The organism is Peribacillus sp. FSL K6-1552, from assembly GCF_038005205.1.
GTDB lineage: Bacteria > Bacillota > Bacilli > Bacillales > DSM-1321 > Peribacillus > Peribacillus butanolivorans.
In genome coordinates this window covers 5,278,709-5,293,902 of record NZ_JBBOST010000001.1, presented here as the reverse complement: position 1 = coordinate 5,293,902, position 15,194 = coordinate 5,278,709, and the positions used below count along the sequence as shown (strand labels likewise).

At 38.9% G+C, this 15,194-nt stretch carries 16 protein-coding genes; 10 read left to right on the top strand and 6 right to left on the bottom strand.

Going from position 1 to position 15,194, the window contains the following annotated elements; genetic code table 11:
* Nucleotides 1–130: 130 nt before the first annotated feature.
* Nucleotides 131–322, top strand: a complete 192-nt coding sequence (locus NST21_RS25425) for a hypothetical protein (protein WP_340892009.1) — start codon at nt 131–133, stop codon at nt 320–322.
* Between the two features lie 71 nt (nt 323–393).
* Nucleotides 394–798 (top strand): YugN-like family protein, encoded by a 405-nt coding sequence (locus NST21_RS25420; RefSeq protein WP_340892008.1) that lies wholly within the window; start codon nt 394–396, stop codon nt 796–798.
* Here the strand turns inward: NST21_RS25420 and NST21_RS25415 are convergent.
* Both NST21_RS25415 and NST21_RS25410 read right to left on the bottom strand, forming a co-directional pair.
* Entirely contained in the window at nt 795–1,787 is a 993-nt protein-coding gene (locus NST21_RS25415) for a potassium channel family protein (RefSeq protein ID WP_340892007.1), read from the bottom strand. The two genes, NST21_RS25420 and NST21_RS25415, sit on opposite strands and share 4 nt — an antisense overlap.
* 547 nt (nt 1,788–2,334) lie before the next feature.
* Nucleotides 2,335–3,621, bottom strand: a complete 1,287-nt coding sequence (locus NST21_RS25410) for a glycoside hydrolase family 18 protein (RefSeq protein ID WP_328115912.1) — start codon at nt 3,619–3,621, stop codon at nt 2,335–2,337.
* Between the two features lie 167 nt (nt 3,622–3,788).
* Here NST21_RS25410 and NST21_RS25405 point away from each other — a divergent pair, with 167 nt between their 5' ends.
* A complete protein-coding gene (locus NST21_RS25405) occupies nt 3,789–3,992 on the top strand; it encodes an alpha/beta-type small acid-soluble spore protein (RefSeq protein ID WP_053348762.1) in 204 nt (67 codons plus the stop codon).
* A 63-nt stretch (nt 3,993–4,055) separates the two neighbouring features.
* Here NST21_RS25405 and NST21_RS25400 read toward each other — a convergent pair whose 3' ends face one another.
* A complete protein-coding gene (locus NST21_RS25400; RefSeq protein WP_340892006.1) occupies nt 4,056–4,799 on the bottom strand; it encodes a glycerophosphodiester phosphodiesterase in 744 nt (247 codons plus the stop codon).
* 151 nt (nt 4,800–4,950) lie between these two features.
* Here NST21_RS25400 and NST21_RS25395 point away from each other — a divergent pair, with 151 nt between their 5' ends.
* The 4 genes from NST21_RS25395 to NST21_RS25380 all read left to right on the top strand — a co-directional run bounded on the left by NST21_RS25395 (nt 4,951) and on the right by NST21_RS25380 (nt 9,246).
* On the top strand, nt 4,951–5,778 hold the full coding sequence (locus NST21_RS25395; RefSeq protein WP_274608138.1) for an undecaprenyl-diphosphate phosphatase: 828 nt from the start codon (nt 4,951–4,953) through the stop codon (nt 5,776–5,778).
* A gap of 375 nt (nt 5,779–6,153) precedes the next feature.
* Nucleotides 6,154–7,476 carry an APC family permease gene (locus NST21_RS25390; protein ID WP_053348765.1) on the top strand — a complete coding sequence of 441 codons (1,323 nt, stop codon included), beginning with the start codon at nt 6,154–6,156 and terminating at the stop codon, nt 7,474–7,476.
* A gap of 148 nt (nt 7,477–7,624) precedes the next feature.
* Nucleotides 7,625–8,818 (top strand): MFS transporter, encoded by a 1,194-nt coding sequence (locus tag NST21_RS25385; protein ID WP_201187139.1) that lies wholly within the window; start codon nt 7,625–7,627, stop codon nt 8,816–8,818.
* Between the two features lie 89 nt (nt 8,819–8,907).
* Nucleotides 8,908–9,246, top strand: a complete 339-nt coding sequence (locus NST21_RS25380; RefSeq protein ID WP_201187138.1) for a hypothetical protein — start codon at nt 8,908–8,910, stop codon at nt 9,244–9,246.
* A 305-nt stretch (nt 9,247–9,551) separates the two neighbouring features.
* Here NST21_RS25380 and NST21_RS25375 read toward each other — a convergent pair whose 3' ends face one another.
* Nucleotides 9,552–9,695, bottom strand: a complete 144-nt coding sequence (locus tag NST21_RS25375; RefSeq protein WP_201187137.1) for a hypothetical protein — start codon at nt 9,693–9,695, stop codon at nt 9,552–9,554.
* Nucleotides 9,696–9,840: 145 nt separating this feature from the next.
* Here NST21_RS25375 and NST21_RS25370 point away from each other — a divergent pair, with 145 nt between their 5' ends.
* From NST21_RS25370 to NST21_RS25360, 3 genes are all read left to right on the top strand, one after another.
* Nucleotides 9,841–10,707, top strand: a complete 867-nt coding sequence (locus tag NST21_RS25370) for an STAS domain-containing protein (protein WP_340892002.1) — start codon at nt 9,841–9,843, stop codon at nt 10,705–10,707.
* 420 nt (nt 10,708–11,127) lie between these two features.
* Nucleotides 11,128–11,559 carry a hypothetical protein gene (locus NST21_RS25365; protein ID WP_340892000.1) on the top strand — a complete coding sequence of 144 codons (432 nt, stop codon included), beginning with the start codon at nt 11,128–11,130 and terminating at the stop codon, nt 11,557–11,559.
* Nucleotides 11,560–11,821: 262 nt separating this feature from the next.
* On the top strand, nt 11,822–14,185 hold the full coding sequence (locus NST21_RS25360; protein ID WP_340891999.1) for a penicillin acylase family protein: 2,364 nt from the start codon (nt 11,822–11,824) through the stop codon (nt 14,183–14,185).
* Nucleotides 14,186–14,329: 144 nt separating this feature from the next.
* Here NST21_RS25360 and NST21_RS25355 read toward each other — a convergent pair whose 3' ends face one another.
* Nucleotides 14,330–14,548 (bottom strand): hypothetical protein, encoded by a 219-nt coding sequence (locus NST21_RS25355; protein WP_053348771.1) that lies wholly within the window; start codon nt 14,546–14,548, stop codon nt 14,330–14,332.
* Nucleotides 14,541–15,164 (bottom strand): sigma-70 family RNA polymerase sigma factor, encoded by a 624-nt coding sequence (locus NST21_RS25350; protein ID WP_340891998.1) that lies wholly within the window; start codon nt 15,162–15,164, stop codon nt 14,541–14,543. The genes NST21_RS25355 and NST21_RS25350 overlap by 8 nt, the downstream gene beginning before the upstream one ends.
* Between the last annotated feature and the right edge of the window lie 30 nt (nt 15,165–15,194).

The following is a 15,194-nucleotide window of genomic DNA, read 5'->3' as shown; positions in this document are numbered from 1 at the left end:
GACGACATATTCCAGTTACCCAGGTTCTACAAGTTCTGCTACTGGTAGCTCGGAAAGTGCCATCAAAGTGCTTGAGAAACAGAGGAGTGAGCTCTAGGCTGATATTCAGGAAGCTTACCTATCGGATGAAATGGCTGAAGCAATGCAGCAGAAGGTCCAGCAGCTGCAACAAGAAATGCAGCAAATTGAAACAAATACAGCAATTGCAAATGGACGAGACAAAAGAAGCAATAAAGGTGAAGAGACTACGAAAAAGAGTGGGGATAGCTTGGAAATCAGTGACAAAGCTAATCTCCTCTATGCTCAAACGAGGGAGGAATAGTAGTAGTCCCCAGGTTTTTTTAAAGCCTTTTTGGTTATGCTAATAAAAAATTAGCGAAAGAGGTTTTTACAATGATTAAAATATCTTCTGAGTTGGAAGGGAAAACATTCGGTTTATTTGATCTGGAGACGAAGTTAAAACCAGAAGGCTATGTGATAGGCGGAGGCTGGGACTATGACCATGGATCTTTTGATTATAAAATGGATGACAGTGATGGTTATCAATTTTTAAGAATTCCTTTCAAGGCTGTTGATGGGTCTCTTGATACGGATGGGGTGATGGTAGAAATTTTACAACCGTTTTTGTTATCTCATAAGTACGAGGATGGTACTGACGATGAAGGAAATATAGGTAACATTGCAGCCTCCTTCAATCAGTTTGCTGAACCGGAAAATCCAGATGCGGAGTTTCCGGAGAACTATATCTCATACGGAAAATCACTAGTCCATGATTTGGAAAAGCTTTTAATACATTAATCTTCAAGGATTAGTAGGGTGTCATTATGATGAATGATTATATCTGCAGGGGGCTTGATAATTGTCTCGCCTCCTGAAATGATACCGACTAATAAAATGTTTTTATCAAATAACTTAACGCTCAATTCTTTGAACGACAAACCTGTCCATTCGATATGAGTGGGCAGCTGTTTAATGTTCAAACTCCACTTTTCTATTTTCTCTTCAAACTCTCCTGCCATCCCTTTCCATAAACAATCCTGCATATATTCACTTGCAAACTTATTTGTTTCTACGATACCGTCTGCTCCAGCTCGTAAAGCATTTTCCTTTTGTTCCTGCGTTAAAATTTCTACTAGACAATACACATTCGGATTTAGTCCTTTGACCGCTAGTAACGTTAAAATCGAGAACATGTCGGTTTGAAGTTCATTTTGCTTTAGATCAGCAGTGATAAGAACTCGTATGGCTTGTTTTATATTAGCTTGTTTCAAAACGGAATCTAAGGTTGCTTTTCCTTGTATAAAGTGGATATTTGTTCTGGGAAGCGGGTGCTTTTGTAACGTATCATCTATCAGGACAATAGCTTGATGGTGCTTACTATCATGAATGTCACTGATTATTCTTTTAGAACGACCATTCCAGCCAACGATGATAATATGTCCTCCACTAGAGAACTCCTTTTTTCCTGTTAGATATTGCCGTTCATTGGAGATAGACATTTTAGCAATTTGAGCAAAATAAGAAGTGACCAGGCCGGCACCTGACAAAATGAGGATTATCCCAATGATTTTTCCGATATTTGTCATAGGAGTATAATCTCCATACCCTACCGTTGACATAGTCACGATTGCCCACCAGATACCATCAAGTAAGGTAGGGAAATTCTGTGGTTCAACTAGATGAATTAGTATACCAAATGAGATTAAAAATAGCGCGATGATAGTAAGCAATCTAATAAAACGCGGAATTCTTGGAAAGACGGAATTGAATGTATTGATTCGAATCATGATTTTTCACACCCCCTAGCTGTCCTTTTTTAGTATGGACAAAAAAGGAATAGCTCATAAGGATTGGCTGGACAAATTTTGAATGAGTCCCTCTCATGAAAAAAATTGTCATTATAGTAACAAGGAGTATAGAAGAATCTGAGGGTGAAAACCTGGGTATTATGAAGCTTTTTGATAATAGTAAATAAAAAGGGTTAAGTGATAGGAAACGAGCTGGATGATTCGATTGTGTATGTGGATGGAACAGGTATCCAATTAATTTATATATGTCGACATTGGATCCAAAGTACCTTCTAGATCAAGGCTTCATAATGCAAACTGAAAAATTTCTTGATGGATTCCTTGATTTTGTCGAGACTGATATCAAAAAGGTTAAAAACCTAAGCTTCAGCAGGCGATTAAGGAGGAAAAATGATAAAAGCCTTCCGTTAAACGACGGAAGGCTTTTATAGATGAGTCACGTATCCTGGAACTGGACTTTATGCTCGATGTTAGATTATATGCAAGCACTTTCCGCGATATTCCTGAAAGTTTTACGATTGGCGATTCAAACCCTTCTTCGTACGTTAAAGTTATCGCTTATAAGAAGCCAGTTTTGAGGGAAGGCTAGACCGAGCTTCCAATAACTCATACCTCTTAGATTCAATTCTTTGATTAAATCAAACTTTGCCTGAATAGATCGGGCATCTTCAAACCAGACCTCATGCTGTTTATCCTCAACGTCTGTATATCTAAAATGAGGAGCCTGCGCTTTTTCATCATACTCGATTGATACGTTATTGGTTGCTGCAATCTGGATGGCCTGCTGTGGACTGATGGCCTTGGCAATGGAACCCTGCACAAAGGGCAATGTCCAATCATAGCCATATAGATTTTGCCCCATCAGGATTTTGTTGGCTGGAATATCCGTGATGGCATATTCGAGAACATCGCGGACAGGTCCTATTGGTGATACAGCCATTGGGGGCCCGCCGCTATATCCCCATTCATATGTCATGATGATAACAAAGTCGACAATTTCACCATGCGCTTTATAGTCATGCGCTTCATACCAGCGTCCTTTTTGCTCTGCGCTTGTTTTCGGAGCTAGCGCAGTTGATATGAACCATCCTTCTTTTTTGAAACGTTCCTTGGCTTTTCGGAGAAATTGATTATAGGCTTCTTTATCAGACGGCCGTAAAAACTCAAAGTCAAAGTGGATATCCCGGAAACCATATTTCTTCGCAGTTGCAACGATGTTATTCAGAAACTTATTCTGAACGGAAGTATTCGTTAAGATGATTTGCCCGAGCTCATCGCTGAATTGGTCATTTTCCTGATTCGTGATTACCATCATTAATACATTTTTATTTTCTTTGGCAATGGTAGGAAAGTTGTTGAGCAATGGCTCCTTTAAGGAGCCGTCACGAAGCGCCTGAAAGCTGAAAGGAGCTAAATAGGTTAAATAGGGCGCAGCTTCCCTTGCAGCTGTCTCAAGGGCCGGTGCGACGGTCGTGCCCCGCGGCTCGACATAGCCATTAAATTCAGCTGTCCTTTTCTTTCGTGCAGGAATGTAGAGACGGTATCCAACGGATAAAGATTGGTTTTCGGAAATACCATTTATATTTGCCAATTCTTGAACAGGGACACCAACTTTTTTAGATATCGAAGATAAACTATCGCCGGATTGCACGAAATAATAACTGCCGACAATTGGAATGACAAGGGCCTGCCCCGTAACAAGATTATTTGGGTTAGGGATCTTATTTGTTTCCACGAGCCGGTCAACGCTTACGCTATACGTCTGGGCGATGCCAAATAACGTCTGGCCTGGCCTAACCACATGAATTTGCAATTCTTTTCCCTCCTACTGAAAGTTTCCTAACAGTTTATGAGCCTAAAAAGAAATTCATGATAAAGAGCTTTGGATGAAGGGAACGTAAAGATAAAATAATTCAATAAATTGGCAATAATAATTTAAGCTTAAAATGCTAATTAATATTAGTAGGAGGTGAAAAACACATGGCAAACAACAATAGCAGCAATCAACTAGTAGTAGCTGGTGCAGAGCAAGCTCTACAACAAATGAAGAATGAAATCGCTAGTGAATTTGGCGTAAACTTAGGTGCCGACACTACTGCTCGTGCTAACGGATCTGTTGGTGGAGAAATTACAAAACGTTTAGTGCAAATGGCTGAGCAACAATTAGGCGGATATTCTCGTTAATTAACTGAATAAAAATGGATTAGGAAGAGAAGGAGCATCGTCCTCCTTCTCTTTCGCATTATATTAATCGCTCGTTTGCCAAGCTTTTAAGATCGTGATTGCCTTTTCAGGAAAGTCCGTCATAATCACATCGACATCCATTTCAGCGAGCCTGATAATGTCAGCTTTATTATTGGCGACCCATGGCCGGACTTTGTATCCAAGTTTCTTCGCATAGTGATTAATAGTTTCAGTCAGGCTGTTTCTATCAGGGTGGAACCCAGCTTCTTTTTTTGCGCTTAAGATTTCTTCGATGTTCTCAGGCAGTCCCTCAAACAATAAGGCCCGCTCGATTTCAGGAGCTAGCTTTTTCACCTTTTCAATTGATTGATGATTGAAGGAGGACAGAATTACCCGATTTTCCAATCGATACTGACGAATTAAATCAACAATTTTCTGTTCAATTCCTTCATATGGGAGCTTATCCGTTTTGATTTCGATATTCATCAACATTGTATTATCTATAGCCCAGTCGAAAATTTCTTTTAAAAAAGGAATCGGCTCTCCTTGGAATTCCTCAGAAAATTTGCTCCCAGCATCTGCTGTTTTCAATTTTTGTGCTGAACAATCTTTTACATAACCTAAAAGAGAAGTAGTTCGGTCAAGTGTTTCGTCATGGATAACGATCATTTCTCCATCTGAACTAAGATGGACGTCAAACTCAATTCCCTCAGCCCCGATTCGTGCTGCCTCTTTAAAAGCGGCCATAGTATTTTCAGGATGTGTTCCTTTGGACCCTCTATGGGCGAAAATTTGGATGTTTTTCAAGTTCATCACTCCTTTTAGAATTTATCTTTATACCTATCATACATGTACCCAAAATTTCTTTCAGCAATGTTTAATAGACAATATATTAAACAACTAGTACAATACTAATGGTATTTCCATAAATAGGTGTGCGAATTATGAGGTGAAAATAATGAATATGTGGGAAATCTTTGTAGCGGTTATCCTTGGACTAGTAGAAGGATTGACTGAATTTGCTCCTGTATCATCTACAGGGCATATGATTATTGTTGATGACATATGGCTGAAATCGAATGAGCTTTTTGGAAGTGAAGTGGCCAATGCATTTAAAGTTGTAATCCAGCTTGGATCAATTCTTGCTGTTGTCGTTCTCTTCTGGGGGCGATTCATGGACTTGCTTGGTTTAAGGAAAATGAAAAACCCATCTGCTCCAGGAGGGCAAAAGCTCAACCTATTGCAGATACTCGTCGGATTGTTACCGGCTGGCGTATTAGGTTTATTGTTTGAAGATTATATTGATGAAAACTTATTTAAGATGAAGACGGTTATCGTTGGATTAATCTTGGGCGCATTATTGATGATTGCTGCTGATAAATTCCGTCCAAAGATGACTGCTGAAACGGTTGATCAAATTACTTATAAACAAGCCCTTGGGGTCGGGTTAATTCAATGTTTGTCCCTATGGCCGGGATTTTCCCGCTCAGGTTCAACGATATCAGGCGGTGTGCTATTAGGTATGAGCTACCGGGCAGCTTCTGATTTCACTTTTATCATGGCAGTTCCAATCATGGCTGGTGCCAGTTTGTTGAAAATTATAAAATATTGGGATATTTTCACACCTGAAGTTCTGCCATTTTTTATCGCAGGCTTTATCAGCGCATTTATTTTTGCGTTATTCTGTATCCGCTTTTTCTTGGTTTTAATCAATAAAGTTAAATTGACTCCTTTTGCCATCTATCGGATTGTCGTGGCAGTTGTGCTTATGTTTATTTTTTGGTAATACGAACTTAATGCTTAAGGAATATCACATCCATCCCTTTTATAAGGGGTGGTTTTTTTGTATTTTTTTAAAATAATGTAGAAAGTTTCCCTTAAATATAGCGAACGATTTTATAATAAAGAAATTTTTAATTCGCAATTAGCCGATAAATAGTCGTTTAATTCCTAAATGTAAAAAAAATATTCGGTTTTAAGGTGTCTAATTCAGAATTAGAAAAAAATAAATAAATTTTAATAAAACGCTCTCAGTGCAGGAATACCAACAGTTTCAGACGATGATGTAATATTCCAACTATTGCATAAACTATTCCCGAATAATTTTTATGATATAATTTTAGTATAAAATAAGTACATGTGTACACGTCGGGAGGACATCATGGGGAATGACCAATTGAAGAAAACGATTGGCTTTTGGGTTGGAACATCTATTGTAGTTGGTACAGTTATCGGCTCTGGTATTTTCATGAAGCCTGGTGACGTGCTTGAGTTAAGTGGTAATTCAACAATGGCTTTATTAGCTTGGTTGATTGGTGGTTTAATTACACTAGCTAGCGGATTGACAATTGCTGAAGTAAGTACACGCATTCCTAAAACGGGTGGTTTATATGTCTATTTAGAGGAAGTGTACGGAAAAGTATGGGGATTTCTGTGCGGCTGGGTTCAAACATTAGTATATGGTCCTGCAGTTATGGGCGCACTCAGTTTATATTTTGGGTTGTTAGTGGTAGGGCTATTTAATATCTCTACGGATTATACATTGTTTATAGGAATTCTAACGATTGTATTTTTAGCCGGTATGAATCTGCTAGGGACGAAATACGGCGGTATGATACAAGCATTATCGACGGTTGGTAAATTGATTCCGATTATTTTCATTGCAGTATTCGGAATTGCACAAGGTGAGATGCCTGTATTCAATATAGATAGTGAAAGTTCAATGAAAATCAGTATGGCCGGTGCCATTTTGGCTACACTTTGGGCATATGACGGCTGGATGAATGTCGGCTTCATGGCAGGCGAAATGAAAAATCCACAGAAAAATTTGCCACGAGCGATTATTACGGGAATTCTTGTGGTCATGGTTGCTTACTTAGCTGTAAACCTTGCTATGCTTCATGTATTGGGTGCAGAGGGAATTATAGCTAATGGAACAAATGCAGCAAACGTTGCGGCGACACTTCTTTTTGGAGAATTGGGTGGAAAATTAATAGCGATCGGAATATTGGTTTCAATTTTCGGTTGTTTGAACGGGAAACTTCTAACCTTTCCGCGTATAACACTAGCAATGGCGGATAATAAAATGATGCCTGGTCATAAACAAATCAGTAAAATATCTCCCAAGTTTAAAACACCTATTAATGCAACCATTTTACAAGTGGTCATAGCGATTATCATGATGGTTGTAACAAATCCCGACAAACTTACCAATATGGCAATATTCTCTGTCTTTAGTTTTTATGGGCTTGCCTTCTTTGCGGTCTTCATCTTACGCAAAAAAGACCCGGATGCAAAAACGTATAAAGTACCTTTTTATCCGCTAGTTCCTATTATAGCGATTGCTGGTGCAGTTTATATTGTTGTGAGCACATTAATTGATACACCGTTAGATGCTCTTTACTCGGTAATTATTGTGATCGTGGGTATGCCGGTATACTGGTTGCTTACAAAAAATGAGCGGAATGAGAAGCAATCAAATTAATGATTTAAGAAAACCCTTCGCTCTTGCGGTGAAGGGTTTTTTTTATGAATCTAAAATCTTTCCGTTCAACAACTTATGGCGAAATAGACAACTCAGGCAGATAGTATTAACATAAGAGAAAGTTTAATATTGAAAGGTTTGAACAACAGTGAATTATATTGAGCCTGCTGGTAAATCATTCAGGAAGACAATCTTGGCTTTATTTCTTGGAAGCTTTGTAACATTTGCCGATTTATATAGTACTCAACCAGTCATTCCGGTATTCGCAAAACAATTCGGAGTCTCTCCAGCGGTGGCAAGCCTGACACTATCTTTCGCTACAGGGACGCTTGCCATTTGTTTATTGCTTGTTTCCTTTTTCTCTGAAAATATCGATAGGAAAAAGATAATGGGTACAGCGCTCACATTGTCTGCATTGTTATCTATATGTGTCAGCTTTATTCAAGACGACCTATACATCTTGATCGCAATCAGAGCGGTTCAAGGAGCGGTGCTTGCAGGTTTCCCCGCGATAGCAATGGCCTATATCAGTGAAGAATTTCATCCGAAAAGTCTGGGCTATGTGATGGGAATTTACGTGAGCGGTTCGAGTATCGGCGGACTGGCGGGCAGGCTCATTGTAGGAGTGCTGACTGATCACTTCTCATGGAATATAGCGATAGGTAGTCTTGGGGCTTTGAGTTTGATTATTAGTCTAGCCTTTTGGTGGATGCTTCCTCCTTCACAGCATGCTGTTCGCAATAAAATATCGTTGTCGAGAATTAAAAATTCACTTATTAACAACTTAAGGAATACTAGACTAGTACTCTTATTCGGCATGGCATTTTTATTAATGGGCTCGTTTGTGACTGTTTATAACTTTGTAGGTATACCATTAATGGGACCGCCGTATCATTTATCACAGACATTGATTGGTTTCATTTTTATTATCTATCTCGTTGGGACATTTAGTTCAACGTGGATGGGAAAGCTGGCGGATCAATTTAGTCGAAGGCTCGTTCTACTTTCCGGAATAGCCATCATGTTAATGGGTGCCCTTTTGACCTTATTAGGCCCACTTTTATTAAAAATAATGGGTCTGGCACTTTTTACATTTGGGTTTTTTGGAGCTCATTCAATTGCGAGCAGTTGGGTCGGAAGGTTAGCTAAAAAAAGTGAGAAGGCACAAGCCTCCTCTTTATACCTTTTGTTTTACTATGCAGGGTCTAGTGTCGTAGGGGCATCGGGTGGACTATTTCTGATGAAGTTCGGCTGGAGCGGGGTCATTTCAGCTGTATCCATCCTAATCATTCTCGCTGCCGTGTGTGCCATGATGGTTGAAAAGGTGAAAATCGCTCAATAAAAGTATCTTTTCTATCATATTTGCCGAATTTCTGAATATAATCTAGTGAAAACGGATAAAGAATAATAGATTGATAAGAGAAGAGGTTAGTGGATAGAGTGAAACAAAAAGTTGTAATTCTCATTGGCTTAGTAGCCGTTTTAATTATATTATTCGTTGTATACTTAACAAGTCCAAGTCGTTTGGAAAAGGTAGAGATTGTAGAAAAATACTACCCACATTTTTCCGATGGCAAGGCGGTCGGTTTTAAGACGAACGAAGTCATTGATGTGACGGAAACCGAAGAGGGATCCAATTGCGCAATGAAATTCAACAATGGGAAAACGTTGGAAATTGATTGTGACCGTTATTTAACATACAAAATTGATGAAACAGTCTATATTACTTCTGATGGGAAACAAGTAAAGGAAATTCGAAGAAAAAGGTAGTCCTCGTCAATCACACAGAATACATAAAATAACGGTAAAGCTGATTTTGTTTAAATAACAAAATCAGCTTTTTTTACTTAGATGAATTTCGAACCAATTTCGAAAAAATTGTGGAAGAAGCAGCGACACGAAACGCTTTTACTGCTACAGGGGAACAATCGGCGGCCATTGAAGAGATTAGTGCTTTTGCTGAACATCCACGCACATTAGAAGGTGAAATGGATGAGATGCAATCATTCATACGTTTAAAGTTTGGCTTTTTATCCAATCCATTTAAAAACCCAGACCATAATGGACTGGGTTTTTTATTTTTTTTTCTTACTTTTACTTTTGTCCTTTTTATTGCGCTGAAGTATATCTAAGATTCTACGCTTATTGTTTTTACTATTTATGAGTTCGACTAAATCACTCATGTTTTCAGATTCATAGTCTTGTTGATTTTTTTTCATCGGATTCCCTCCATGTCATATATCATAATACCCTTTTGAAGACTAAGGTAAACGTCTTGTATCATATTGGTGATTTTAGGGTATTATTTCTTTTTTCAATTATAATTTGATAAAATGTGAAAAAAGCCCTGTGTGGGAGGCCTACATGGAAGAACTAAAATTGATTGGTGAGAAAATAGAAAAATTCAAATATATTTTAGTGGAACATATTGAGTTGTTTGAAGAAGAGGAGTCTCCTTTTAATTTGGAAGTCAGTAAAGAGGTACGGGCTCAGCTTATTCAAATTCATGCAGATGCGTTAATTCATGGAAAAGCTCAAGCAATGGAAAGTATGAAAAAAACGGGTATGGAGATTGGAAAGCAAATCGTGGATATGGGAATTCCTTTGGATAAACATATTGAGGAAATACAGCTGGTTCGTAATCTTTTCTGGAGTTTTATTGAAGAAGAAGTAAGCAATCGCTACTATTCCATTGAAATTTTATTAAAGGCAAGTTCTATAATTGATGCAATCTTGGATCAGTTCATTCATTGCGTGAGTATAAGTTATGTGAATTATTATAAAGAAATAGCCACAGCGGCGAATGAATCATTGCAGAAAATTAAAGAAAATCAAGAAGTTATGGAAGAATTGGCAACACCAATTGTCCAGACCATTTTCAAAGACGTGCTTCTCGTACCGTTAATCGGCCGTATGGATGATTGGAGAATGGAGTCCATGCAATCGACGGTTCTCCAAAAATGTACAGATTTACATGCAGAAGTTTTGATCTTGGATTTCTCTGGCATTACCTTTACGAAGGAAAATAATATGTTCTTGCTGCTTGATCAATTGGTAGGAGCACTGTCGCTGATGGGAACGGAAACGATGTTTGTCGGTTTTACTCCGGATGTGGTTCGGCAAATTGTCCAACTTGATTTTGCTAATCAGGTAAAATCCTTCCTATCATTCGGACAGGCTCTGGATTATATCTTTAAGCAAAGAGGGCTGGCTCTTCAACCGGTGAAATGAAGGTATCCTTTTAAAATGAGGATATCTTTTTTTATGGTACTGCTTAAAAAAATTCCATAAACAGAGGTATAGAACTGACTGGCTTTGCTTACCGTTCCTGTATGCTGCATCATTAATTAGGTTTACTTTACCTGTATTGATTGAAGTGAAAATGAATTTTTTTATCATCATGGCAATATTTCAACATGTTATAGTAAAAAATGAAACGAATTTAGTAAATGATCAAAGGGGATAGAAGTTTATCGGCCAGATGAAATGGCCGGATTACATGTGCTTGCCTCTCTTCCTTATAATTGGACATTCAAAGAGAGTTGGGTACTACTGGAAGTGCAGCAGGGCGCAAGCGTTAAAATAAAAATTGGATATAGTAAAGCGCAAAAACAAGAGCTGAATGTAAAATAAAGGGACGGTGGATAAATAGTGCTTTTTAAGAAAAGGGATGAACTGGATCCAAATAAAAAGTGGTACAGTATAGGAATCATGACGGATCATGGGCTACAAGATGAAGAATATGATGCTTTAATAAAACGCATTCACGATTCGGTCGAAAATGTAGTAATCATATCGGATTTGGTCAGGGTAGAGTGGGATGAAGAAAAACTGCAAACCTTGAACGAACGATTTCGGTACCCGACATTTTCTGATCCTTGTTTTATTATTAATGAATTCAAATCAGTGGATATAAAAAGAGAAAGGAAGCTTTTGGAGAAAAACCATAAATGGAAGAGGCTTTTTGGTCTTCTAACCCCGATTGAATACATGGTTGCAGAGACAAAGGCGGCCCACGACTTTGACAAGGCCCTTTATTATACGGATGATGTAGACAATGCGATTGAATATCTTACAAAATAATGTTGAACACGCCGATACTCTGTTTCGGTGTGTTTTTTTATTGTTTATTCCCAGGGCGACTTTTTCGACACTGTGAAAAAGAATTTCCTTTTCCTCATTAAAAAATCGTGATACCAATTGACATGATGGTTGATTCCTTTTCATATTTGATAGATAACAGGGAAAATAGAGAAAATTAGGAAGGTAGTAGGAAAGATGGATAGAAACGCGAATAACTAAAGTAGAAAGAAAGAGAGCTTTAAAGCGAAAGGGAGATGTAGCAATGGAAGCTGTCGTACCTCAGCAAAAACCAAAACGGAAGTGGAGAAAACGCGTCCTATGGAGTTTAGGAATTCTGATTTTACTTTTGCTGTCTATCTTGATTGTAGCAAACGTATTTCTATCGCGCTCACTGCCGGAAACCAAGGGTGAAATATTGCTATCCGGTCTTTTGCAACCGGTTACAGTGGTGAGGGATTCCAGTGGGGTACCGCATATCAAGGCAGAAAATAATCATGATTTGTATTTAGCACAAGGGTATATTCAGGCCCAAGATCGTTTATTTCAAATGGATTTAAGCAGGCGCCAGGCTTCAGGTAGATTAAGTGAAGTGATTGGTGAGAAGACAGTTAAAAATGATAAATATTTTCGAACGCTGGGGTTGAGGCGGGCTGCTGAATCCTCCTATGCAGAGTATACAAGTGAAGGGAAAGAAGCCTTGGATGTGTTTGCCGAAGGGGTAAATCTTTATATCGATGAATTGAAGGAGAACGGAAAATGGCCGGTAGAGTTCACTTTACTTGGCTATGAGCCAGAACCCTGGACACCTGTTGATTCTCTCACTATAGGAAAATATATGGCCTTAGATTTGGGCGGGAATTGGGAAGACCAAGCGTTTAGACAGTATTTGCTGCAAACTTTTTCAAAGGAAAAAGCGTATGATTTATTCCCGAATTATCCTGAGGATGCTCCTTATATTATCAGCAAGGACGAACTTGATATTGAAAAAAGCTTTGCTGGGGCCGTTATTCCTTATGAATTCAACGGCAGCAATAATTGGGTCGTTTCGGGGAAGAAAACAGATTCAGGTCAGCCGCTTTTGGCGGATGATCCCCATCTAGGCTTAGCCACCCCGTCTGTTTGGTATCAAATGCACCTGGAGGCTCCGACTGTCAATGTGAGCGGTGTTATTTTTGCCGGGATTCCGGGAATCATTCTTGGTCATAATGAAAAGATTGCCTGGGGTGTGACCAATACGGGGCCGGATGTTCAGGACCTGTATATCGAAAAGAGAAATCCGGCAAACGAGAATGAGTTTGCTTACAAAGATGATTGGGAAAAAGCTGATATCATGGACGAACCGATCAAGGTGAAGGACGGTAAGACGCTCGATTATAAAGTGACGGTTACCCGCCATGGGCCGGTTGTCTCTGAGTTTGCTGGTAAAAGTGGAAAAGATACTGTACTTGCGTTAAGGTGGACAGCACTTGATCCATCTGCCGAGCTGGAAGCGGTATTGAATATGAATAAAGCGAAAGACTGGAAAGAATTCGAAAAAGCTCTCTTGAAATTTGAAACGCCGGCACAGAATTTTGTCTTTGCTTCGGTCGATGGGACTATTGCTTATAAGGCGAACGGGAAAATCCCAATTCGGAAAAAAGGGGATAGTATGTTACCTGTCCCTGGCTGGACCGATGAATATGAATGGAAAGGCTATATCCCGTTCGATGAACTCCCAAAAACGATCAATCCAGAATCAGGATTTATTTCGACAGCAAATAATAAGGTTATATCCGATGATTATCCTTACCATATCAGCAATAACTGGGCGCAGCCATACCGTCAGATGAGGATCCAGGAGTTTTTACATGCTAATAAAAAACTCACCACCGAGGATATGCAAAGTCTGCAGATGGATCAGTTAAACCTACAGGCTAAGGAGTTTGTCCCTCAATTTTTAGGGGTGTTGAAAGGCTCATCTGGTAAACAGGAAGACCAAGCTATAAGAATTCTGAAGAAATGGAATAACATTGATTCTATAGATGCAGCAGCGCCGATGATTTTTAATGTCTGGATGAAAAAGATAGGGGAAGTTCTGCTAATGGATGAAATACCTGAGGAAACTCTCAACCTCTTTAATGGAAGGCGATCCGCCATTGATGAACTGCTGCGGCGGGCACTGGACGGGAAGCCAGGTCCTTGGATAGAAGAAGCTGGCGGACTTGAGCAAGTACTCGCAAAGTCATTACAACAGACATTGAAGGATCTGGAGAAATCACAGGGTAACGACATAGCTGATTGGGAGTGGGGGGATTATCACCAAGTCCGCTTTAACCATCCTCTATCGAGTGTCGCTCCGTTGAATTATTTGTTTAACAACGACGGTGGAATTCCAGTCGGCGGCAGCAGTGTCACCGTACAGGCAGCAGCATTTCTAGATGATGGAACCGTCAATCATGGAGGCTCATGGCGCTTTGTCATCGATCTATCTGATATGAATCAAGGCTACCATCTCGTTGGTCCGGGTCAATCAGGTAACGTTAAAAGCAAATGGTACCACGATCAGCTTGATGATTGGACTGAGGGAACCTATCATAAAACCGTATTAGATCATCCAAAAGGCGATAAACTGATATTAAACCCATAAGAATTAGCGTAACCTTACTTGCTTTGATAGAAGTAAGGCTTTTAATGATACTGGAGTGATGCGATTAAGTGCTTAATTGACACAATACATGGCAGCGGTAAAAAAAGAGTACCAAGTCCAGCATGAGCTGAACTTGGTGCTCTTTTAACGTTTTTGTTTAGTTAAGAATTCTGCAAGGAACTCTTCGAAATTTGGTGCTTCGATAGCGGCTATTTTTTCGTATGATTCAATGATTTTGAGTTTGATCTCTTGCTCTAGGTCATTTCTATCTTGATAATGTGTGTTTTTTAATGATTTTTTTATTTTAGGATTCAAAGAATCAATTAGGTCAATTAATTCTTCTTTTGAGAGTTTTTTATCCACAATACCTATTCTCCTTCCTATCATAAACATCATTCATATAGTACTTCTGCAGTTTTTTGAGAGCTTGTTTACGGATGCTTGAAATATTCTGAGGTGACTCATGAAAATAAGCCGCAATTTCTTTGTTGGATAGTCCATAGGTAAAGGCCATGGTCAGTACCAGGTTTTGCTTGGTTGTTAAATTTTTCAAGGCTTCTATCAATTTTTCATCACTAATGTGGGAGGATAGTTCATCGGTTTCCCCCATCTTTTCAAGTCGTCCATCCAAGTTGCCAATTCGGTCAATCATTCTTCCGTTATCCTTCGGTGTCGCATCAAGTACCATTCGATAGCGTTCCCGTTGTTTTCGTGCTCTTTTATCAAAATCAACTGAGAAGAAGTAAATTAAAGAGCACATGTATTTGTATACTCTTGCCCGATAATAGAAAATTTTAAAGGTCTCGTTGAGATGACCAATGTTGTGTGTAGAAGGGGAATCTAAAGTATCAGTGAAAATCTTTAAATGCTCTGGATTCTGTAAAAATAATTGAATGATTGGCTGTTCGAAGAATGACGAATAATGCTGTTGTAAAAATTCTAATGAATGAGAAAAAAAATGAGAAGTTAACTTGTTCATTGCTATCCCTCCTTTAATTATTAAAGTGAT

Bases quoted from the DNA above. Each gene is read 5' to 3' on its own strand.
- NST21_RS25425 (WP_340892009.1), top strand. From the start codon at position 131: ATGGCTGAAGCAATGCAGCAGAAGGTCCAGCAGCTGCAACAAGAAATG.
- NST21_RS25420 (WP_340892008.1), top strand. From the start codon at position 394: ATGATTAAAATATCTTCTGAGTTGGAAGGGAAAACATTCGGTTTATTT.
- NST21_RS25415 (WP_340892007.1), bottom strand. From the start codon at position 1,787: ATGATTCGAATCAATACATTCAATTCCGTCTTTCCAAGAATTCCGCGT.
- NST21_RS25405 (WP_053348762.1), top strand. From the start codon at position 3,789: ATGGCAAACAACAATAGCAGCAATCAACTAGTAGTAGCTGGTGCAGAG.
- NST21_RS25395 (WP_274608138.1), top strand. From the start codon at position 4,951: ATGAATATGTGGGAAATCTTTGTAGCGGTTATCCTTGGACTAGTAGAA.
- NST21_RS25390 (WP_053348765.1), top strand. From the start codon at position 6,154: ATGGGGAATGACCAATTGAAGAAAACGATTGGCTTTTGGGTTGGAACA.
- NST21_RS25375 (WP_201187137.1), bottom strand. From the start codon at position 9,695: ATGAAAAAAAATCAACAAGACTATGAATCTGAAAACATGAGTGATTTA.
- NST21_RS25370 (WP_340892002.1), top strand. From the start codon at position 9,841: ATGGAAGAACTAAAATTGATTGGTGAGAAAATAGAAAAATTCAAATAT.
- NST21_RS25360 (WP_340891999.1), top strand. From the start codon at position 11,822: ATGGAAGCTGTCGTACCTCAGCAAAAACCAAAACGGAAGTGGAGAAAA.
- NST21_RS25350 (WP_340891998.1), bottom strand. From the start codon at position 15,164: ATGAACAAGTTAACTTCTCATTTTTTTTCTCATTCATTAGAATTTTTA.